The following is a 19,950-nucleotide window of genomic DNA, read 5'->3' on the forward strand; positions in this document are numbered from 1 at the left end:
CTAGTCCGCGGGTTTGATGACGTAGCCGGCACCACGGATGGTGTGGATCATGGGTGGGTGGTTCGCCTCGATCTTCTTGCGGAGATACGAAATGTAGAGCTCCACGATGTTGGCCTGGCCGCCAAAGTCGTAGTCCCAGACGCGGTCCAGGATCTGGGCCTTGCTGACGACGCGCTTGGGATTTTCCATGAGGTAACGCAGTAGTTCGAACTGCGTGGCGGTGAGGGTGATGTCTTCACCGGCCCTGGTCACCTCGCGGGTATCCACGTTCAGGGTCAGGTCTCCCACCACCAGTTCGGCGGTGTCCATGGCAGCGACGCCGGAACGCTGGACCAGCCGGTGGAGGCGGAGGAGGACTTCTTCCATGCTGAAGGGCTTGGTGACGTAGTCGTCGCCCCCGGCTGCCAAGCCAACGATGCGGTCCTGCACGGCGTCCTTGGCGGTGAGGAACAGCGCGGGAACTTCAGGGGCGAAGGCGCGGATGCGGTTGAGGACCTCCACGCCGTCGAATCCGGGCAACATGACATCGAGCACCAGCACGTCGGGCCGGAATTCTTTGGCAAGCTTCACCGCCCCGGGACCGTCTGCGGCCACAGCTACGGACCAGCCGGCCATGCGGAGACCCATGCTCATGAGTTCGGCAAGGCTGGGTTCGTCGTCCACCACCAGTGCACGGATGGGGGACCCGTCAGGATGGGTGAGCTGGGGAAGGTTGTTGGTCATGGAGTGCGAGGGGGCCATGGGACAACTCTCTGTTCTGCTGGTTTGCCAGCGCTTTGCCGGTCCTGTGAAGACGCTGTGAAGTCAACACTAGCGAGGTGGGACCCGGCCCGGGGTGGCACTTGGTCCTGAAACGGGGGACGATTTCGCCGTCTCTACCAGATTCCGGACAAAAAATTCGAGAAGTTGCCGGCCGACGATTGGACAACAAGTGTTTCAGAACGTGAGATTCCGAATCAGCTGCGATCGCGAACACGAGAGTGCGAATCATGCCCGATCAGCCGAAGAAAATTCACTGGAAGGCTAATATTTCTTCCTCGCAACGAATGAAATGGCGTTCATTTTAGGGGTCCACGGAATTGTGATTTGCAGCACAATAGACCTCTACGTCTCAAAATGTGGACGGTTCGGCGCTTTGTTACTTGCGTGTTGCCATTGTTACGTTGCACACTTCCAATGTGAACAAGAACTCAACAGCACCTGCAGCCGCAGCAACCTGGTCCAGCACACCCGCTGGCCATGATGACCGCTGTTGTCGAATGCAAGCCTAACTTTCCACCCCAAGAAGTTTCAGGCATTCGCCCCCTAGCCCAGCGTTGGGCGCCCCTCCCCAAACTCATTGCGGGGACATTCAGCATTCGAAGCCGCGATGACGGCTATTCACTTTTGAGGTAAGCACTCCATGTCAGTTGCATCTGGATACGTCCACATCTCCGTCCGTAACGCCAACAAGGCCGCGTCGAACGCAGGGCTCCGCCCCGGTTTTGGCAACCGCCCCGGCTACGCTCCCGCCCAGCAAGGCGCCGGCCAGCAGGCTCCCGGGTACGTGCCGCAGGGCTACAACCCCAACTCCTACGGCCAGTTGCGTGCAGTACCTGCCGCCGAGCCGGCACCCATGACTGCGCCCACGCCGGTGATCGCCCAGTCGGACAGGCTGCGCCCCGTCGCCAACGACAACGTGGCCCGCGGTTTCGTGCTCTACATGGGTATTGACGAAGAGACCGCAGCTGCGGCTGGAACCTCCATTGCCAAGTTGGCCCAGGAAATCCGTGCCTACGCGCAGTCCTTGGTGACCGGTGCCGAGAGCTACGCGGCAGTGGCCGTCGCTCCCGCCGGGGCACCCGGGTCCGCGCTCGACGTCGTGCGTTCCACCTTCGGCGACCCCACCGTAGCCTCCCGCCAGCGTGCGGAAGCGGCACGTCCGGCTCCGCAGCAGGAAGCCCGCCCCTCAGGCGTGCTGATCGATCTTGCCCGTCGCGAAGTGCACCTGGATGGCGAGTCGTTGAACCTGACGTTCAAGGAGTTCGAGCTTCTCAACTACCTCGTCGAAAACGGCACCCGCACCGTGGGCCGCGACGAGCTGCTGGAAGGCCTGTGGCGCAACGCCGAAGAGGTGCCGAACGAGCGCACCATCGACGTCCACATCCGCCGCCTCCGCTCCAAGCTGGGCCGCCTGGCGAACACCGTGCGTACCGTCCGTGGACAGGGTTACCGCTTCTACGAGCACCCCGAGGTCATCGTCTGGGCCGCTCCGGAATACTCGATCTAATCTTTTGACTGCGAAAGCGTCCGCCCTCCAGGGCGGGCGCTTTTGCGTTGTCCGGCCAGTGAGAATTGGCCTCCACGGTCAAGGGGACGGATAGGGTTGATCTATGAGTGACCATCACATCAAGCGGCTTGTGATCATGCGCCATGCCAAGGCCGACTGGCCCACGGGTGTGCCGGATCATGAGCGTCCACTGGAGGAACGCGGACACCGCGAGGCGCCGCTGGCCGGCAAGTGGTTGCTCGAAAACGGTGTTGTTCCGGACTTCATCCTCTGTTCCTCAGCCCTGAGGACGCGCCAGACCTGTACCTGGGTGTGCGACGAGCTCGGGGAGAAGGCACCCACGCCCAAACTTGAGGACGGTCTGTATTCCGCCTCGGCCAACCGCATGCTGACGGTCATCAACCACGTGCCGGACATGGTGACAACGCTCATGGTTATCTCGCACATGCCTGGGGTGCAGGATCTCGCCATGCACCTGGCCTCCCGGGATTCGGATCACGACGCCTACATGGATGCCGCCACCCGCTACCCAACCAGCGCGTTGACGGTCATGGAAACGGAAAAGTCCTGGGCTGAGCTCGACGGGCAGGATGCGCGGCTGACGCACTTCACGGTGCCCCGCCACTAGCTGCTGCTATTCAGTCAATTCCTCAGCGGCCACTTCACGCAGCAAGCGGACAACGTGCCGGATGTTGGGGCTGGCAGTCATGGTCTTCCTGTACACGATTCCCACGGATCGCTGCTGGGCAGGCCTGACCACGGGAATGGCCACCACGCCGGGCGGCAGGGTAGGCCTGCCCAGGCGGGGGACCAGCGCAATCGCCACCCCCTGTTCGACCATGGCGATGTGGGTAGAGAAATCGGGATCGTAAACGCGAATGTCCGGGACGCGGCCCAGTCCGGCGAAGATCTGCAAAAGAGCCTCATTGCAGATGGCTCCTGCCGGGGTGCTGATCCACGTCTCGTCCAGCAGGTCCTCACGCTCGACGGCGGTACGCGCCGCAAGCGGGTGCGTGCTGTTGACCAGGACATCGGCCTGGTCGACACACAGGTCCTCGTGCACGACGTTATCCGGTATCACCAGCGGAACGGAGTTCCAGTTGTGGACCACCGCCAGTTCGGCTTCGCCTGACGCCACGCGCTGCACAGCTTCGCGCGGATCCTCCGCCAGGACGGTGATGTCCAGCGCGGAATGTGCGGCTGCCATTCGTCCGAGGACCGGTCCCACCAGACCCCGGCAGGCCGTGGAGAAAGCCACCAACCGCAGCAGCCCAGACGGTTTGGCGGGATCGGCCAGAAGGGTTGCCTGGAGTTCCTCAAGTTCGCCCATGATCCGCCGGCCGTACCCTGCCAGCGCCAGCCCCCGCTCAGTCAGCAGCACTCCACGGCCGTTCCGCTCCAGGACGGCCACGCCTGTCTGCTTCTCCAATTTCTTGATCTGCTGGGAAACCGCTGAGGGGCTGTAGCCCATGACGTCCGAGGCGGCCACTACGGAACCGTGCTGTTCCACGGCGACCAATGCGCGCAAAGCCGAGATATCGATCATGAAGCAAATCTACTTGGTTCGTTGCTGAATTCAACGCTGGTGCTTCAAGGAAAAGGGCGTCAGAGTGTACTTGTGAACCTTCGCCACTCCTTCCTTGCCGCGCTTGTCGCCGTCCTCTGGGGCATCAACTTCGTCGCAATCGACCTCGGACTCCACACGAACGGCCGGGACGTCCCGCCGCTGCTCTTCGTGGCCATGCGCTTCCTCCTGGTGGTCTTTCCTTTCATCTTCTTCATCCGGAAACCGGACGTCGGCTGGAAGGCGATTATCGGCGTCGGACTCTTCATGAGTGCCGGGCAGTTCGGTCTGCTGTACCTCGGCATGGCGCTGGGGATGCCTGCAGGCCTGGCGTCCCTGGTACTGCAGGCGCAGGTGCTATTTACGGTGCTGCTTGCCGCGCGTGTCCTTGGCGAAAAGCCAAGCCGGAGGCAACTGGTCGGCGTGGCGCTCGGTATCGCAGGCTTGGCCGTTGTGGCGCTGGGACGCAGTGCCGTGGCGCCCGTGCTGCCGCTCATGATTGTGCTCGCGGCGGCATTGTCCTGGGCCGTGGGGAATGTGGTGGCGCGTCATTCCAAAGCTGCATCGGGCCTGGGGCTGGTGGTGTGGTCCGGCGCTGTGGTGCCGCTGCCGTTGGCCGGGTTGTCGCTGCTGGTGGACGGGCCCGGGGTCGTGTGGGGCACGCTCACCGATCTCCAGCCGGCCACGATCTTGAGCGCGGTCTACACGGCGGTGTTTGCCTCGTTGGTGGGTTACGGCATCTGGAACCGGCTGTTGTCGCTGTACCCGAGCTCCGACGTCGTGCCTTTTACGCTGCTGGTTCCGGTGGTGGGCATGACGGCTGCGTGGCTGGTCCTGAACGAAATTCCCACGCCCGCCGAAGTCATGGGTGGCCTGATCCTGCTGCTCGGCGTCGCGACGGCGGTGCTGGGAATCCCCCGGAAACGCCCGGATGTTCCCGTTGCGGGGCCCGCTCTGCGCGTCTAAACCTGGCGTAAGCGCGTAGAGCGGGCCTCGCAACGCAGGGGCGTTAGCGTTTGGGCGCTGCCTTGCGTTGGTTTGGAGCGTTCGACGCCGGCCGCCTGGCTGCCGTGGTCGGCGTCCGGGATGGTGCGGGGCGCTTAGGGGCAGCCGGCTTTGCAGTGCCCGCGGGGCGTTGAGCCGGCGCAACCGGACGCTTGGACTGCGTCGCCTTGCGGGAAGTTGGCGTGCGCGCTGCCGGCCGTTTCCTTGCCGCAGGGACGGGCCGTTTAGCGGGAGCTGCAGCCCGCGAACCAAACGAAGGCACCACGGCTCCGAGGAACATGACGGCCAGTGTTCCCACCCCGGCGGCCACCGCTAAGTAGAAATAGATGTCAGAGTCCTTGGTGCTCACCGCACTGCCCAAAGCGTTGGCATCCTGGGTGAACGCGATGCCCCACATCCGCAGGAAGGCGATGCTGCAGCCGATGAACAGGCTCGTTCCGATGGCGCCGAGCAGGATCACAAAGTACCGCCGCCGGTTGAAGACCTGGACCAGGGACGCCAGGTAGCAGAGCAGCACGCTGCCCAGGAACAGGTACAGCACCAATTCCTCGAGCACGACGGCTGCCATGACCAAGAGTCCCAGGGACACAAAGGCAGACACCACCGCAAGCTTCCCGCTGTTCCCCATGTGACGCATGAGGTTAATCATCGCCGACCATGTGGCCGCGCCACGCCGTCGTACATTGCAGTTGCATACCGTTGCGGGGCCTGCTGAGCAGGCTATGAGCGCGTCATGCCACGCAGACCGGGCCTCACAACGTGCTTGAAGCTACTTGATCACGTAGCCGTGCATGATGGTCATCACTGCGGCCACGCTTTGCTCGCGGGTCCGCTCCGGGTTGTACGTTTGCCGGTCCAGGCCCACCACGAAGATGGCCCCGAAGATGGCTGCTTCCAGGCTGCCCCGGACAATGCTTTGGTCAACCTTGTAGCCGGCGGCGACGCGCTCAACTGCGGAACCGATCACGTCCAGCAGCTCTGCGCGGAGTTCGGTGAACACAGCGCTCCACTCGCCGGGTGTCCGCCAGTTTTCGCTGACCCACAGCCGGGCGAAGGACGGGTAGTCGTCCATGAATTCCATGGCCTGTGCCACCATGTTCTTCATGGATTCCAGCGGATCACTGCTTTGCCCCTGGACGTCCTGGAGCCTGACCAGCATGATGTCCACGCCGTGCCGCAGGAGCTGCGCGATCAGGTCCGACTTGCTGCCGAAGTTGTAATACACAGTCCCCTTGGACACTCCTGCGGCGGCCGCGATCTCGTCAACCGTCACTCCCGCTGCACCACGTTCGCCAATCAGCTCCATGGACGCTTCGAACAGGCGCTGCTTGGTGGCGTTGGTGCGACCCGGGCGCAGTTTCTTTCCGGTATCGCCGGAATCGGATGGCTGGGTGGTGCTCATACTGCGATCTCCGGCTTCAGGGTCTTCAGGGTCCACATTTTGTGCTTGCGGACTGCCAGCGTGGACAGCGCCGCTCCGAGCAAAGTGTATCCAAGCAGGCCCAGAACCGTCGGCCAGATCATGCTGAGTTCACCGCCATAGATCAGGTGCCGCATGCCAGTGACGACGTAACCCATGGGCAGGACCTCATGCACCACATGAAGCGGCATGGGGGTGGTCTGCCAGGGGAAGGTACCACCGGAGGAGACCAGCTGCAGGACCAGCAGGATCAGCACAACGAACTTGCCGGGCGTACCCATCAGCGCCACGATGCCCTGGATGATGGCACTGAACGCCATCACCGCGGCCAGCATGAACAGCCACATCCCGATCGGATGGGCCGGATTCAAGCCAAGTCCGAGGTCCACCACCAGGGTGAGGATGGTGGCCTGCAGCACCGAGACCACGAAGAACGGCAGCCAGCCTCCGACGGCGATTTTCCAGGCGGGGGCGTTCGACGCCAGGGCCCGCTGGGTGATGGGCCGCATGGCCTGGACCAGCATGAAGACACCGATCCACAGGGCCAAGGTCAGGAAGAAGGGCGCCAATCCAGCGCCGTAGGAACCTGCCTTCGCCTGGGAGACGTTGTTCACCGAAACGGGGTCGGCGATGACCTTGGAGACGTTGCTCTTTTGTTCATCGTTCGGGTTGGGGATCTCACCCGCACCCTTGGCGAGCTCCGTGGCCAGCGTGTGCGAGCCATCGGAAGCGGTCACTGCACCATTGGCAAGTTGTCCCGCGCCGTCGTCCAGTTGGCGGGCGCCGTCGTCGAGCTTTACTGCGCCGTCCAAAGCGGTCTGCTGGCCGGCGGCCAGGGTTGCTGCGCCGGAATTCAGCTGCCCGGCACCGGCCGCAGCCTGCGAGATGGCATCGGTCAGCGTCGGCGTGGCGCCGGCAAGCTTCTGGGCGCCTGCGCTCACTGCTGCCGAACCGTCCGAGAGCTGCTGGATCTTGGCCGCATCACCGGAGATCTTCGCCTTGGCATCGGTGACCGGGCTGGATGCTGCGGCGGCATCGAAATCTGCCAGGACCTTATCGGCCTGCTCCTGTGTCAGCACGCCCGCCGTGACGAGCCGTGCGTTCGACTCCACGACGCGGTTGCGCAGGCCCTTGTCGGCGGCGTCCAACTGTCCGACGACCTCCTGGACCTTGGCGTTCAGCTCCGCATTTCCAGCGGCCACCTGGGCTGCACCGTCCGCGAGTTTCTGCGAATCGGCAGGCAAAGTGGCGGTTTTGTTCTTCAATTCCGTGAGGCCGGAACTCAGCTGGCCGGCACCCGTGTTCAGTTGCACGGCGCCATCCCGCAGCTGGGTTTGGCCGGACACGAGCTGATCCGCGCCGGTGACCAGCTGGCCGGTGCCCGTGTGGAGGGTCGCGGCGCCGTCGCTGAGTTTTCCGACGCCCGTGGCCAGCTCGGACGCGCCGTCGGCTGCCTTCACGATCGACGCGTGAATGGTGCCGAAACCGGTGAGGAGCTGGTTGGCCGTTTCCTCGCCTACTTCCTTGGCCACCGTCGAGTGCACGGCAGTGGTGAGTTTGTCCACGATGGTGCTCAGGAGGTAGTTGTTGGCGTCGTTGGTGGTGACGTGCAGCATGGCCTGGTTTGCGGCGTCGAAGCTGCCGGGCGAGACCAGGTTTGCTGAGAAATCCTTGGGGATCCGCAATGCGAAGGCGTATTCGCCCGTCCGGACGCCGGCGTCTGCTTCTTCCGCGCTGGAGACCTGCTTCCAGTTGAAGACATGGCCTTCTTCCAGGCTGTCGGCCACCTTCTTGCCGGCCTGCAGCTCGGTGCCGTCCTTCGACGTCGCTCCGGTATCTTCGACCACCAAGGCAGCGTCGATCTGGTTCAGGTTGCCGTACGGATCCCAGTTCGCGTACAGGTACACGGCGCCGTACAGCAACGGAACCATGGTCAGGGCGAGGATGGTCAGCTTGGGCAGGAGCCCGCCGGTCATGCGCTTGAGTTCGGAGCGGGCAAGCCGCAGAACAGTCACTTTGCAGTCCTTTGGAGGTTTTCGGTTTCAGGTTCTTCGGTCACGTCCGGGGTTGCGCCGGCGGCGTGCTTGGCTTTGGGTTCGACCGCCGGTTCGGCGACGGCGGCCGGCTCGGCCGGTGCCGGCGCGGGCTCCGCTTCCGGTTCAGGGGGATGGGTCACTGAGTTGCCGATCACGGCTGCGGCGCCCGTCCAGTTGTCCGGGAGGGCACCGACGACGGCGACGACGGCAAGCGGCCGCCCGGCGTCGGACGCCAATGCCTGGAGCCGGGGCAACCAGGTCTCAGGATCCGCGCTGTGTCGGTCGGGGGAGTCGATGACCAGGAGGTCCGTGGCAGGGTCTGCCAGGGCGAGGGCCGTCAGCAGTTCAAGGCGTCGGCCGGCGGGAAGTTGTTCGATCCAGAGGCCGGCGATGTCCTCGAAGCTGTTCACTTTGAGCCAGGGTTTGCTCAGCAGCGCACCGCGGTAGCGTCGCGGGATAAGGGAAAGGTCTTCGGTGACGAGGTCGCGGACGCTGAGGTGCTGCTCCGGTTCGTTGACTCCGGGGGAGTCCACCAGGGCGCTGGCAAGCCTGATCTTCTTTGTTTTGGTGGTGTTGTCCCAGCTGAGGACGCCGTTGCTGGGCTTCATGCGGCCGCTCAGGGCCAAAGCGAGGGCGGTCCGCTGGTCCTGGCCTTCCCCTGCAACCAGGAGGAGTTCGCCGCGGTGCACCTGGAGCGAGGTTGCCGGGAGGAGATCGTCCCGGCGGCCGTTGATCTGGAGTTGCTGTACGGACAGCACAATGATGCCTTTCGCAGAACTGTTGTCTGCTGAAAGTCTAACTGAACTGACTGGTCAGTTCAAATAAGAATCAGAGGCCATACTTTTCCATAAGCCGCAGCCATACCTCGCTGATGGTCGGATACGACGGAACCGCATGCCAGAGCCGGTCAAGCGGCACCTCCCCAACGATGGCGATCGTCGCCGAATGGAGGAGTTCGGCGACGCCGGGACCTGCGAACGTCGCTCCCAGGATCACCTTCCTGTCCTCATCCACCACAATCTGGGCCCACCCCTTGTAGTCCGGGGAGTACAGCTGTGAGCCGCTAACGTTGATGGGAAGTTCAACCCCCGTAACGTTCCTGCCCTGCAGGAGTGCCTGCTCAAGGCCCTGGCCCACGGACGCAACCTCGGGGTCGGTGAAGACGACGCTGGGCACCGCGTGATCATTGGCGGTATGCGCCCAGGGGCTCCAAGGCTGCGGACTGCCTTTCAGTTCGCCCTTGGCCCGGGCCACGATGGCGTCCCCCGTTGCCCTCGCTTCGTATTTGCCTTGGTGTGTCAGGAGCACCTTTCCGGCAGCGTCTCCGGCGGCATAGAGCCACGGTGCGTTGCTTTCGCCGCCGGATGGGCCCTCGACGAGCCCGCTGGCATCCGTCGTGAGCCGGAGCGGTTTGCCGTCCCCGGCTTCAAGGCCCACGCTTTCCAAGCCCAGGTTGGCCAGGGCGGGATGCCGTCCTGAGGCGACCAGCAGCTGGTCGGCAACGAGTGTCTTGCCGTCGAGCACCACGGTGATGGAACCGTCGTCGTTCTTCTCCACCTTGTGGACGTCGCTATGGAGGTGGACCGCGACGCCATCGGCGCGAAGGCCGGCCAGGACCAGGTTCGCTGCTTCCTCCGCATAGCTGCTCAGCAGCCGCCCGCGCGCCACCAGCGTGACATTGGAACCCAAGCGGGCGAATGCCTGGGCCAGTTCGACGCCGGCCACGCCACCGCCGAGGACGACGAACCGCTTCGGAACTTCCTTGGCTGCTGTGGCCTCCCTGGTGGTCCAGAAAGGTACGTCCTGCAGGCCTTCGATGCCCGGGACGGTGGGCTTCGAGCCGGTGGCGAGCACTACGGCGTGGTGTGCCTTGAGGGCGTAGCTGTTGCCGTCAAGCCCATCCACGTGAACCTCGCGGTGGCCGGTTATCCGGCCGCGCCCGCGAATCAGGTCAATGCCGGCGCTGTCCAGCCATTCAACCTGGCTGCCATCCTGCCAATTGTTGGTGAACCAGTCCCGGTGCTTCAAAGCTGCGTTGGCATCAATTGTCCCGGTAACGGCCTCCGTCGCACCCGGAATTCCCTGGGCGGCATGGAGGACGCTGCCGGGGCGGAGAAGTGCCTTGGAGGGGATGCAGGCCCAGTACGAGCATTCGCCGCCAACCAATTCGCTTTCAATGATCACTGCCGAGAGGTCGCCCCGAACCACCCGGTCCGCCACGTTTTCCCCAACGGCGCCTGCGCCGATCACTATTACGTCGTATTCGCGGGAGCTCTCGGCAGTCATGGGGAAAGCCTACAACCGCTCCGCTGGCGTTGTGAGGGCAGGAGCTTTGCATTGTCCATATATTGATATCCATATCTCAAAATATGGATTGATTGATTAGGCTGCCGACATGAACGAACACCTGAGGCCGTTTGTTGATTGGAAGTGGTGTGCGGGGCGCCTTGAGGGCATCGTCCTGGCGGACGCCCGATGGTATCTCGACGGCTCGTCCGGGCGGGACGAGTACCTGCGCGGCCATCTCCCCGGCGCGGTGTTCATCGATCTGGACCGCTGGCTATCCGGTCCGGCGTCCCCTGAGGCCGGGCGGAACCCGCTGCCCGATCCCGAAGTGTTCGCCGAGGGGATGCGGGCCGCCGGTATCAATGACGCGGACACAGTAGTTGCCTACGACGACGCCGGTGGAGTCATCGCGGCCAGGCTCGTGTGGATGCTCAGGTCGACGGGACACAAGGCAGCGGTCCTGCAGGGAGGGATGGACTCCCATCCAGGCCGGCTCACCAATGAAACCGCGCCAAGGCCGCGAGGGAACTTCACGGCCCGGGCATGGCCGGCGGGCTATCTCGCCGATATCTCGGACGCTGCTTCCGGGAGGTACGTGACGTTGGATGCCAGGAACCGTGACCGTTTCGAGGGCAAACAGGACCCCATCGATCCTCGTCCGGGCCACATACCCGGAGCCGTCAACGTTCCCTGCCGCGGCAACCTCGACCCTTCCGGGCAGATGCTGCCCGAACTCCGGATCCGTACAAACTTCGAACGGGCAGGCATAAAGTCCGCAGACAACACCATTTCCTACTGCGGCTCCGGGGTGACTGCCTGCCACAACCTGCTGATGATGGAGCACCTGGGAATGGGCCGCGGCAAGCTGTTTGTCGGCGGGTGGTCCCAGTACGGACAGGCGCTGGACAGGCCGGTGGAGACGTCCTGGGGACAGGTTCGTGGAGATTCTGCTGGATCATCGCCGTCCCGAGCGGGGTAACCCACGCCATGTGGGGCCCACGCAGGGTGGGTACACGGAATGATCCAGCAGAAAATGCAGCTACGCGTGCATCGCACCCTTGAACCAGCCCGTGATGCTGGCCGGGTGGGTGATGGCGGTCCCGACAACCACGGCGAAGGCGCCGGCGTCGAGGGCTTGGCGGGCCTGGGCGGGGGTGTGGATGCGGCCCTCGGCTATCAAGGGCTTTCCCAAGCCGGCAGAAGCGATCCGTTCCAGGAGCTCCAGGTCCGGCCCGTCGGTCTTGGGGCGCTCGCCGGTGTAGCCGGCCAAGGTGGTCCCGATCAGGTCCGCGCCCGCCTCAACGGCGGCGACGGCGTCGTCGAACGAACCGCAATCAGCCATGACCAAAGCATGGGATTCCGCATGGATTCCGGCAACGGTCCCGGCGAGGGAAAGCCCATCCGGTCGGGAACGCCGTGTCCCGTCAATGGCGACAACGTGTGCACCGGCATTGGCCACAGCGAGGGCGTGCCGCAGTGTGGGAGTGATGAAGACACCGTCGTGTCCGTCCTTCCACAGGCCTATGACAGGGACCTCGACGGCGGTGCGCGTGAACTGCACGTCGGCCAACCCCTGGACACGGATCGCCGCAGCCCCGCCGATCACGGCCGAGGCGGCCACCTGCCCGGTGGTCCGGGGATCGCGCATGGGCTCACCCGGGTAGGCCTGGCAGGAGACGATCAGTTGGGCACGGAGGCCTTCGAGGCCTGCTGGAGTGAGGATCAAGATGTCTTCCTTACTGAAGGACGAGTTTCGCAGCACCAACAATGGCAGCGCTGTTGCCGAGGGTTGCCCGGACTACCGGCACGGAAAGCAGCGGCGAGAGCAGTTCCCTGCGCAAGGCGATCTCCATGGGCGTCCACCAGAGGTCGCCCGCGTCGGCAACGCCGCCGGAGACCACGACGGTTTCAGGGTCCAGGATATTGATGAGGCCACCGACGGCTTGCCCGGCGGCGGCAGCGCCGAGTTCAACGGCTTGGGCCGCGGCGAGAGTGCTCGCGGTGGCTGCGTCGGCGTTGCTGTCAGGTTCGGCCAGCGCGAACACGCCACGGGTGTCAGCGGCATCCAGGGCAGAACCCCCCAAGCGGAGGTAGGACTCGTGGATGGCAGGTCCGGAAGCGATCGCCTCCACGTGCCCGGCAGAGCCACAGACGCAGGCCAGGGGAACGCCGTCGAACGTGGCGTAAGGCGAAGCGAAGTGCCCAACATGCCCGCCGACAAACCGGTGGCCAAGAACAGGGGTGCCGTCCAGGACAAAACTGCCTCCGACGCCGGTCCCGAAGGCCACCATGAGGGAACTCGACGATCCCTCGGCGGCACCCAGCCAGGCTTCGCCGAGGGCATGGGCGTGGACGTCGTTGACGGCACGCACGCGCAGGCCGAGGCGCGCCGACAGGCCGGCGGCAAGCGCCGTCCCGGCCCAGCCGAGGATGGCATCCGTTGCCGACACCACGGTCCCGGAAGCGGCGTCGATAACCCCTGCGGAGCCCACACCGACGCCGGACACGGTATGTCCGGCGTCGGCAGCGCGCTCCACCAAGCCCGCGATCAGCGCAGAGGTGGCGTCGAGGATCGCTTCACCACCTGCCCGGTTCAATGTCGGAATGGTCTCCGACATCAGCACAACACCAGTGGAGTCAACAACCCCGGCAGCGGTTTTGGTGCCGCCGAGGTCAACGCCGATCACGTGGGTCGCTTGGGCTAGGGGAGCGGTCATGAATGCTTAGACCAGCCCGTTCCGTTCAAGGATTTCGCGGATCGCAGCAGTCTCGGATTCATTCAGGGACAGCATGGGCGAGCTCATGGTGTTGGACTCGATCACGCCCATCACCTGCAGCGCGGTCTTGAAGGCACCCAGGCCGGCGGCACCGCCGGAAACGCGTCCATTGGGGGTGTAGACGATCTCGAAGACGTCGGCCAAGCGGTCCTGCTCGCGGGCCGCACCTGCCCAGTCGCCTGCTTGCGCGGCGTCGAACAGGCGGCGGTAGCCTGCCGGGTCAACGTTGCCCAGGCCCGGAACAACGCCCTGCGCGCCGCCCAGGAGGGCGCCGTCCACCACAACTTCGTGACCGGTGAAGATGTCGAAGTCGGGGATGTCCTTGGCTGCGAGGAGCAGCTGGCGGAAGGAAACGTCGTCGCCCGAGGAATCCTTGACACCGGCAATGACGCCGTCACGGCCGAGGCGGACCAGGAGGTCGGTGGGCAGCTTGAAATGCGTGCGGACCGGGACGTCGTAAGCGAAAATCGGCTTGTCGATGGCGGCGTGGATGCTGCGGAAGTGCGTTTCGGTTTCCGCTGCGTTGCCGATTGCGTAGTACATGGAGGTGACTACGATCGCGTCAGCGCCCAGGTCAACCACCTTGCGCGCTTCTTCGATCACGCGGTTGGTGGTCTGCTCGTTGGCGCCCACGATCAGCGGAACCGCGCCGGCGTTGGCGTCGGCGATGGTGGAGACCACCAGCTCACGCTCGTCGTTGCTGAGGTACGGGACTTCGCCGGAGGAGCCCAGGACGAAGAGGCCGGACACACCGCCGTCGATCAGGTGCTTGGTGACGTTCTTCAGCGACGCGGTGTCGATGCTGCCGTCAGCGTGGCGGGGGGTGATGACCGGGGGGATGACGCCCTGGAACTGAGTGGACACAGAATTCTCCGTTGTTTGTAACTTGTGAAGGGAAAAACTAGATGTGAAGCAAGCTCGGCGCGGCGCCCAGCAGCTTCTTGGTGTAGTCGTTGCTCGGGTTGTCGAAGACCTGCGCGGCTGTGCCCTGTTCGACGATCTTGCCGAAGTACATGACGCAGATGCGGTCCGAGACGTACCGGACGGTTTGGATGTCGTGCGAAATGAACACCATGCCGAGGTTCAGTTGGGTCTTCAGGTCGGACAACAGGTTCAGGACCTGCGCACGGACTGAAACGTCCAAGGCCGACGTCGGCTCATCCGCCACGATGATGTCCGGGTCCAGGGCCAGTGCGCGGGCGATCGCCACACGCTGGCGCTGGCCGCCGGAAACCTGCGACGGCGTCACTTCGGCTGCCGATTGCGGCAAGCCAACCAGCGCCAACAGTTCCTTGACCTTGGCGTCGCGTGATGACGCGTTACCGATGCCGTGAATCTGCAAAGGATCCGTGAGGATGTCCTGGATGGTCATGCGCGGGTTAAGTGCCGTTGCCGGGTCCTGGAAGACCACGGAGACGGAGCGGCCGAACTGCTTGCGCATGGCGGCGTTCCGTTTGATGGCAGGCTTTCCGTGGAACATGACCTGGCCCGACGTCGGCGGCTGCAGTCCCACGAGCACTGACGCGAGCGTGGACTTACCGCAGCCGGACTCACCGACGATGCCCACGGTTTCGCCGCGGCTGATGGTGAAGTCCACGCCGTCCACGGCTTTGACGATGTTCGGCCGGAACAGGCCACCGGTCCGTGCGTGGTGGTAGACCTTGACGTCCTTGAGTTCGATGACCGGCTTGCCGGTTGACTCGCTCATTTCGCGTCCTCCTTCAAGTGGCTGGCCCAGTAGTGGTCGGCATCGTCACCGTTTGCGGAGTCAACCGAAGGAACCGTGGTGAGGACCAGCTTCTGGTGGGGGTCGGCGTCGGGTCGCAGTGAGCGGGCCGCGAAGCGGTCGCCCGTTGCGAAGTCCCGGGGCGACGGGACGGTGCCGGGAATCTGGTGGAGACGAACGGCGTCGGCTTCGATGGAAAGGACGGCGCCCAGCAGACCCCGGGTGTACTCGTGCTTGGGGTTCTGCAGGAGTTCGGAGGCTCGTGCGGATTCCACCACCTGGCCGGCGTACATGACGGTGATGCGATGCGCCAAGGAAGCCACCAGCGCGAGGTCGTGGCTGACGAATACCATCGCGAAGCCGAGCTGTTCGCGCAGTTCGTTGAGGAGATCCACAACCTGCTTCTGGACGGTGACATCCAAGGCTGTCGTGGGCTCGTCGGCAACCACGATCTTCGGCGAACGGGACAGGGCCATGGCGATCAGCACACGCTGACGCTGGCCGCCGGAGAGCTCATGCGGGTAGCTGGCGAGGGTCCGGACAGGGTCCAGTTTCACCATTTCAAGGAGCTCGGTGGGCGTCTTCCGTCCGCCGCGTTTGGTGAGCTGCTCCAGCTGGTCCTTGATCTTCATGGACGGGTTCAGGGAGCTCAAGGCGTCCTGGTAGACCATGGCAATCTGCTCACCGCGGAGGCCCTCGTACGCCTTGGAATTGCTGTGTTGCGTCTTGGCATCCAGGAGTTCCTTACCGTCGAACATGATGGAACCGGTGACCTGGGCTGTTTTGGGAAGAAGGCCCATGACGGCCAGCGAGGTGATGGACTTGCCGCAACCGGATTCGCCCACTAGGCCCATCGTTTCGCCTTCGCGGACGGTGAAGGACACGTTGTCCACGATCGCGATGTCGCCGAAGCGGCCCGGGAAGCGGATGGACAGGTTCTTCACCTCAAGGACGTTGCGTGCGCCGGCCGCAACCTGGGGGAGGCGGTCGGTGCGCTTCGCTTCGATGGCTGAGAGCAGTTCCAGCTCACGGTCCAGCAGGAGGTGTGGATTCGCGGCAGCGAGTCGGACGTCGGTGAGCACGGCTGAAGTGGCCACATCAGAAGCGGATCCGTCACCGGAAGCCGCAAGGACGCCGTCGAGCTCATGTTCCTCAACCACCGAAGGCTGGGCAACTGAGGTTGCCACCTCAGTGTCAACGGCCACAACTGCGGCGGATCCGTCGTCGTCCTTTACTACGGGCGCACGGCGGAGTTTCGGGTTCACCATCGCATCCGTGAGGCCCTCGGCGAGGATGTTCAGGGACAGAACTGTCAGGAGGATGGTCAGGCCGGCGAAGGTGGTGGCCCACCAGCCGCCGGACAGCACCAGATTGCGTCCGTAGGAGATCACGTTGCCCCAGGACGGGGCGGGATCCTGCACACCGGCGCCGAGGAAGGACAGGGAAGCTTCCAGGATGATGGCGTCTGCCACCATGACCGTAGCGAACACCAGCACCGGAGCGGCGGTGTTGCGGACGATGTGCTTGACCAGGATGTAGAAGCGTCCGGCACCGATCACCCGTTCGGCTCGGACGTAGTCTTCGCCGTACTGTGCCAGCACGTTGGCGCGGACCACGCGGGCCAACTGCGGGGTGTAGATGATGGCGATCGCGATGATGATGGTCGGGACCGAGTTGCCGAATGCTGCCAGCAGCACGGCGGCCAGGGCGATGCCTGGGAACGCCATGAGGATGTCCATGAGCCGCATGATGATTTCATTCACGGACTTGCTGGAGGTCGCCGCGAAGGAGCCCAGGAGAGCGCCGGCGAGGATGGCCAGAGCCACTGCACCGAGGCCGATCATCAGCGACGATTGTGCGCCGAACAGGAGCCGGGAGAAGATGTCGCGGCCTAGGCGGTCGGTACCGAAGAGGTGCTCGGCGCCGGGCGGGGTGGCTGGAATGAAGGTTTCCAGCGGATCGTGCGGGGCAATGACCGGCGCGAAGACCGCGGCCAGGACAATCACGATGAGGAAGAGCAGGGCGATGCGGGAGCCCCAGGGCAGGGCCTTGAAACGAATGCCCGGGGCACTTAGCCGTTCTGCGAGCTTGCTGCGCATGAGCTATACCGTCCTGATTCGGGGGTTGATGAGCAGGTAAAGAAGGTCCACCACGATGTTCACCAGAACGAAGGTGACGGAGATGGTGAGCACCACGCCCTGGACCAGGTTGACGTCCAGGTTGGTGATGCCGTTGAGGATCAGCTGGCCCATGCCGGGCAGGGCGAAGATCATTTCAATCACGACGGCGCCGCCCAGCAGGTAGCCGACGCGCAGTCCCAGCACGGTCACCGGGGTGACGAGTGCGTTGCGGAGGACGTTCTTGGAGACGACCTCACGGTAGGGGACACCATTGCCGATGGCGGTTCGGACGTAGTCGCGGTCCAGTTCTTCCACCATCGAGGTGCGGACCACGCGGATCAGCGAGGCGGACACGGGAATGCCGAGCGCGAGGGCCGGGAGGGCCATCGAGTTGAGCCAACCGCCGAAGCCGGATTCCGGCGTCGCAATTCCGCCCGAGGGGAACATCGGGTTCTCGCCGAGCGCGAACCACTGGATGAGCAGGATGCCCAACCAGAACGACGGCGTGGCGATCGCGGCGATGGAGAAGACGCGGACCAACTGGTCCTGCCACTTGTCGCGGTAGAGCGCGCCGAGGATGCCGAACGCCAGCGAGAGCACGATGGCGATGAGGACGCCCAGGAAAGTGAGCTGGAGCGTCAGTGGGAAAGCCGAGCCGATCATGGAAGCCACGGACTTGGCCGGCGGGGTGGTGGTGCCAAGGTCGAACTGCAGGAGCTTGCCGAGGAATCGGAAGTACTGCAGGACCAGGGGATCGTTGAGGCCATTGTCCTGGCGGTACTGCTGCTTCGCTTCTTCGCTGGCGCCGTCACCGAGGGCTGAGCTTGCCTGGTCTCCGGGAGCGGCCTGCAGGACGAGGAAGACGAGCAACGTGATGCCCAGGATCATCAATGGCAATGCTGCAAGCCTGCGGCCAAGCAGACGCAATATCGTGACCAATTTGTTCTCCGGTTGGTTGGTGGTGCTGGTTGCGGGGCCTGCTCTGCGGGCTCTGTGGGGGTTTCAGGCCGCAGAGCAGGCCCCGCAACGCGAGGGGTGCTTAGGCCGTGCGTCCGACGTCGATGAAGGACAGGCCGGTGGTGGGCAGAGGCTGGAAGCCGTTGAGCTTCTTCTCGTCCCAGGCGCTGGGGAGCTGGCGATGGAAGACCGGGTACAGGGGAACCTCGTCCGAGACCATGTCCACGATTTCGCCCACGATCTTCTTGGCTGCATCACCGGAGGCCTGGGAGCCCTTGTCCATGAGGTCCTGGAGTTTGGTGCGTTCCGGGGTGGTCCAGAAGGCGCGCTTGTCCATCCAGGTTGCGCCGGAGTAGAACCAGCTCAGGAGGAGGTCCGCGTCGTTGCCGAAGACTGAGGGGTCGCCGGGTGCTGCGACCACGGAGTAGTCGCCCTTGCCCACGCGGTCGCTGTACAAAGCACCGGACTGGAGGCTCTTGACCGTCACCTTGACACCGGGGATCTTGTTCCAGGATTCCAGGATCAGTGGGGCCACATCCTTGACCCAGGCGGTGTCCGTGGTGAGCAGCTCGAATTCCAGGTTGGTGACGCCGGCCTGCTTCAGGAGGTCCGCGGCCTTGGAGGTATCAAAGCCATAGACGTTCTTGGCCTTGACGTAATCCGGGTGGCCTTCCTGGAAGTAGGACGTGGCTGCCTTGGCGTTGCCGAACAGTGCCTTCTTGATGATGGCTTCCTTGTCCAGGCCGTAGTGCAGGGCCTGGCGGACCAGCTTGTTGTCGAACGGTGCTTTGGCGCAGTTGAACATGAGGAACAGCAGGCCGAAGGACTGGACGGATTCGACCTTCACCTTGGACTTCAAACCGTCGACATCCAGGTACGGAACGTCCTCGATTGCCTGGACGCGGCCGGACTGGACGGCGGTGACGCGTGCTGCTGCATCGGAAAGGAGAAGCCAGGTCATGCCCTTTGCCAGGGCGGGCTTGGGGCCGTTGTAGTCGGCAAATGCCTCGAAGACGATCTTGTCGTCCTTGACGGCGGAGACCAGCTTGTAGGGGCCCGAGCCCACCGGCTTGGCGTCGAAGGCCTTCAGGTCGGTGGCGAGGGCCTTGGGGACGATCTTCACTACGGAGATGCGTGGACCGAAGCCCGGGAAAGCGTACTTGAGCGTGAATTCAACCGTCTTCTCATCCAGCGGCTTCACGGCCTGGATGAAGGGGATGAACTGGGAGAAGAGGGACTTGTTCGCCGGGTCCATGACGCGGGTGAAGGAGAAGGCAACGTCTTCGGTGGTGACGGGGGAGCCGTCGTGGAATTTCGCGCCGTCGCGGATGGTCACCTGGTAGGTGGTGTCGTTGACCTTCTTGGGGTCCGCTGCCGCCAGGGCGTTGTACGGCTGGCGGGTAGCCGGGTGAAGCTCGATGAGTCCTTCGAAGATGTGCAGGTTGGCTGCCATCGGGGTCGCACCCGAGGAGCTCAGGGGGTCGAAGCCTGTGGAGAGTGCATAGGAAATGCCTGCCTCGATGATGAGGTCCTTGTTCACTGCAGCTGTGTTCGTTGCGTTGCCGGTCGTGGTGCTGGCAGCGCCGCCGCACGCAGAAAGGGTTGCCGTGAAGGCGGCTGCTGCACCAACTGCGCCGCTCAGCTTCAGGAAGTTCCGGCGGCTGGCATCGTTGACCAGCGGCAGGCTTTGGATCGTCTTGCTCATAGGGTGCCTCACCATTCGAGTTTCGTGGGTTATCGGATGTAGGACGTCCGATGCTCGTATGGAAACTGTAAGGGCGGTCACAGCG

18 protein-coding genes are annotated in these 19,950 nt (G+C 64.0%); 4 read left to right on the forward strand and 14 right to left on the reverse strand.

All coding sequences use genetic code 11. The features are described from left to right. Positions 1 to 741 carry a response regulator transcription factor gene (locus PYR64_RS01795; RefSeq protein ID WP_275777954.1) on the reverse strand — a complete coding sequence of 247 codons (741 nt, stop codon included), beginning with the start codon at positions 739 to 741 and terminating at the stop codon, positions 1 to 3. 661 nt (positions 742 to 1,402) lie between these two features. On the opposite strand from PYR64_RS01795, the gene PYR64_RS01800 reads away from it, so the two are divergent. Together PYR64_RS01800 and PYR64_RS01805 are read left to right on the forward strand one after the other, a co-directional pair. Beyond that, complete coding sequence (locus PYR64_RS01800) at positions 1,403 to 2,269, forward strand: winged helix-turn-helix domain-containing protein (protein WP_018777965.1); 867 nt, start codon at positions 1,403 to 1,405, stop codon at positions 2,267 to 2,269. A 103-nt stretch (positions 2,270 to 2,372) separates the two neighbouring features. Next, positions 2,373 to 2,897, forward strand: coding sequence for a histidine phosphatase family protein (locus tag PYR64_RS01805; protein ID WP_275777956.1), 525 nt, complete (start codon positions 2,373 to 2,375; stop codon positions 2,895 to 2,897). 6 nt (positions 2,898 to 2,903) lie between these two features. Here the strand turns inward: PYR64_RS01805 and PYR64_RS01810 are convergent, their stop codons facing one another. Continuing rightward, positions 2,904 to 3,815 carry a LysR family transcriptional regulator gene (locus tag PYR64_RS01810; RefSeq protein WP_079581543.1) on the reverse strand — a complete coding sequence of 304 codons (912 nt, stop codon included), beginning with the start codon at positions 3,813 to 3,815 and terminating at the stop codon, positions 2,904 to 2,906. A 72-nt stretch (positions 3,816 to 3,887) separates the two neighbouring features. On the opposite strand from PYR64_RS01810, the gene PYR64_RS01815 reads away from it, so the two are divergent. Then, entirely contained in the window at positions 3,888 to 4,799 is a 912-nt protein-coding gene (locus tag PYR64_RS01815; RefSeq protein WP_275777959.1) for an EamA family transporter, read from the forward strand. 43 nt (positions 4,800 to 4,842) lie between these two features. Here PYR64_RS01815 and PYR64_RS01820 read toward each other — a convergent pair whose 3' ends face one another. From PYR64_RS01820 to PYR64_RS01840, 5 genes are all read right to left on the reverse strand, one after another. Then, a complete protein-coding gene (locus PYR64_RS01820) occupies positions 4,843 to 5,466 on the reverse strand; it encodes a hypothetical protein (RefSeq protein WP_275777961.1) in 624 nt (207 codons plus the stop codon). Between the two features lie 141 nt (positions 5,467 to 5,607). Next, a complete protein-coding gene (locus PYR64_RS01825; protein ID WP_039239714.1) occupies positions 5,608 to 6,240 on the reverse strand; it encodes a TetR/AcrR family transcriptional regulator in 633 nt (210 codons plus the stop codon). Beyond that, positions 6,237 to 8,273: a YhgE/Pip domain-containing protein gene (locus tag PYR64_RS01830; protein ID WP_275777963.1), complete on the reverse strand. Its 2,037-nt coding sequence runs from the start codon at positions 8,271 to 8,273 to the stop codon at positions 6,237 to 6,239. The genes PYR64_RS01825 and PYR64_RS01830 overlap by 4 nt, the downstream gene beginning before the upstream one ends. Then, positions 8,270 to 9,052 (reverse strand): ABC transporter ATP-binding protein, encoded by a 783-nt coding sequence (locus tag PYR64_RS01835; protein ID WP_275777965.1) that lies wholly within the window; start codon positions 9,050 to 9,052, stop codon positions 8,270 to 8,272. The genes PYR64_RS01830 and PYR64_RS01835 overlap by 4 nt, the downstream gene beginning before the upstream one ends. A 70-nt stretch (positions 9,053 to 9,122) precedes the next feature. Next, the gene (locus PYR64_RS01840) at positions 9,123 to 10,580 is read right to left on the reverse strand and encodes an NAD(P)/FAD-dependent oxidoreductase (RefSeq protein ID WP_275777967.1); all 1,458 of its coding nucleotides are present in this window, start codon (positions 10,578 to 10,580) and stop codon (positions 9,123 to 9,125) included. 109 nt (positions 10,581 to 10,689) lie between these two features. Between PYR64_RS01840 and PYR64_RS01845 the strand changes: the two genes are divergently transcribed. Then, positions 10,690 to 11,559, forward strand: a complete 870-nt coding sequence (locus tag PYR64_RS01845; RefSeq protein WP_275777969.1) for a sulfurtransferase — start codon at positions 10,690 to 10,692, stop codon at positions 11,557 to 11,559. 60 nt (positions 11,560 to 11,619) lie between these two features. Here PYR64_RS01845 and PYR64_RS01850 read toward each other — a convergent pair whose 3' ends face one another. The 7 genes from PYR64_RS01850 to PYR64_RS01880 form a co-directional block, all read right to left on the reverse strand. Beyond that, the gene (locus PYR64_RS01850; RefSeq protein WP_055973202.1) at positions 11,620 to 12,306 is read right to left on the reverse strand and encodes an N-acetylmannosamine-6-phosphate 2-epimerase; all 687 of its coding nucleotides are present in this window, start codon (positions 12,304 to 12,306) and stop codon (positions 11,620 to 11,622) included. A 10-nt stretch (positions 12,307 to 12,316) separates the two neighbouring features. Continuing rightward, positions 12,317 to 13,297, reverse strand: coding sequence for an ROK family protein (locus PYR64_RS01855; RefSeq protein ID WP_275777972.1), 981 nt, complete (start codon positions 13,295 to 13,297; stop codon positions 12,317 to 12,319). A gap of 6 nt (positions 13,298 to 13,303) precedes the next feature. Further along, positions 13,304 to 14,221, reverse strand: coding sequence for a dihydrodipicolinate synthase family protein (locus PYR64_RS01860; protein WP_018777954.1), 918 nt, complete (start codon positions 14,219 to 14,221; stop codon positions 13,304 to 13,306). Positions 14,222 to 14,258: 37 nt separating this feature from the next. Further along, positions 14,259 to 15,065, reverse strand: coding sequence for an ATP-binding cassette domain-containing protein (locus PYR64_RS01865; RefSeq protein WP_275777975.1), 807 nt, complete (start codon positions 15,063 to 15,065; stop codon positions 14,259 to 14,261). Then, entirely contained in the window at positions 15,062 to 17,182 is a 2,121-nt protein-coding gene (locus PYR64_RS01870) for a dipeptide/oligopeptide/nickel ABC transporter permease/ATP-binding protein (RefSeq protein WP_275777977.1), read from the reverse strand. The genes PYR64_RS01865 and PYR64_RS01870 overlap by 4 nt, the downstream gene beginning before the upstream one ends. A 3-nt stretch (positions 17,183 to 17,185) precedes the next feature. Beyond that, a complete protein-coding gene (locus PYR64_RS01875) occupies positions 17,186 to 18,142 on the reverse strand; it encodes an ABC transporter permease (protein ID WP_035733684.1) in 957 nt (318 codons plus the stop codon). 100 nt (positions 18,143 to 18,242) lie between these two features. Beyond that, positions 18,243 to 19,880 (reverse strand): ABC transporter substrate-binding protein, encoded by a 1,638-nt coding sequence (locus PYR64_RS01880; protein WP_055973213.1) that lies wholly within the window; start codon positions 19,878 to 19,880, stop codon positions 18,243 to 18,245. Positions 19,881 to 19,950: the final 70 nt, after the last annotated feature.

The organism is Paenarthrobacter sp. Y-19, from assembly GCF_029223985.1.
Classification (GTDB): domain Bacteria; phylum Actinomycetota; class Actinomycetes; order Actinomycetales; family Micrococcaceae; genus Arthrobacter; species Arthrobacter nicotinovorans.

What these genes read in the sequence shown, in the direction of transcription:
- PYR64_RS01795 (WP_275777954.1), bottom strand. Translation starts at nt 741, where the DNA reads ATGGCCCCCTCGCACTCCATGACCAACAACCTTCCCCAGCTCACCCAT.
- PYR64_RS01800 (WP_018777965.1), top strand. Translation starts at nt 1,403, where the DNA reads ATGTCAGTTGCATCTGGATACGTCCACATCTCCGTCCGTAACGCCAAC.
- PYR64_RS01805 (WP_275777956.1), top strand. Translation starts at nt 2,373, where the DNA reads ATGAGTGACCATCACATCAAGCGGCTTGTGATCATGCGCCATGCCAAG.
- PYR64_RS01810 (WP_079581543.1), bottom strand. Translation starts at nt 3,815, where the DNA reads ATGATCGATATCTCGGCTTTGCGCGCATTGGTCGCCGTGGAACAGCAC.
- PYR64_RS01820 (WP_275777961.1), bottom strand. Translation starts at nt 5,466, where the DNA reads ATGGGGAACAGCGGGAAGCTTGCGGTGGTGTCTGCCTTTGTGTCCCTG.
- PYR64_RS01825 (WP_039239714.1), bottom strand. Translation starts at nt 6,240, where the DNA reads ATGAGCACCACCCAGCCATCCGATTCCGGCGATACCGGAAAGAAACTG.
- PYR64_RS01840 (WP_275777967.1), bottom strand. Translation starts at nt 10,580, where the DNA reads ATGACTGCCGAGAGCTCCCGCGAATACGACGTAATAGTGATCGGCGCA.
- PYR64_RS01845 (WP_275777969.1), top strand. Translation starts at nt 10,690, where the DNA reads ATGAACGAACACCTGAGGCCGTTTGTTGATTGGAAGTGGTGTGCGGGG.
- PYR64_RS01855 (WP_275777972.1), bottom strand. Translation starts at nt 13,297, where the DNA reads ATGACCGCTCCCCTAGCCCAAGCGACCCACGTGATCGGCGTTGACCTC.
- PYR64_RS01865 (WP_275777975.1), bottom strand. Translation starts at nt 15,065, where the DNA reads ATGAGCGAGTCAACCGGCAAGCCGGTCATCGAACTCAAGGACGTCAAG.
- PYR64_RS01870 (WP_275777977.1), bottom strand. Translation starts at nt 17,182, where the DNA reads ATGCGCAGCAAGCTCGCAGAACGGCTAAGTGCCCCGGGCATTCGTTTC.
- PYR64_RS01880 (WP_055973213.1), bottom strand. Translation starts at nt 19,880, where the DNA reads ATGGTGAGGCACCCTATGAGCAAGACGATCCAAAGCCTGCCGCTGGTC.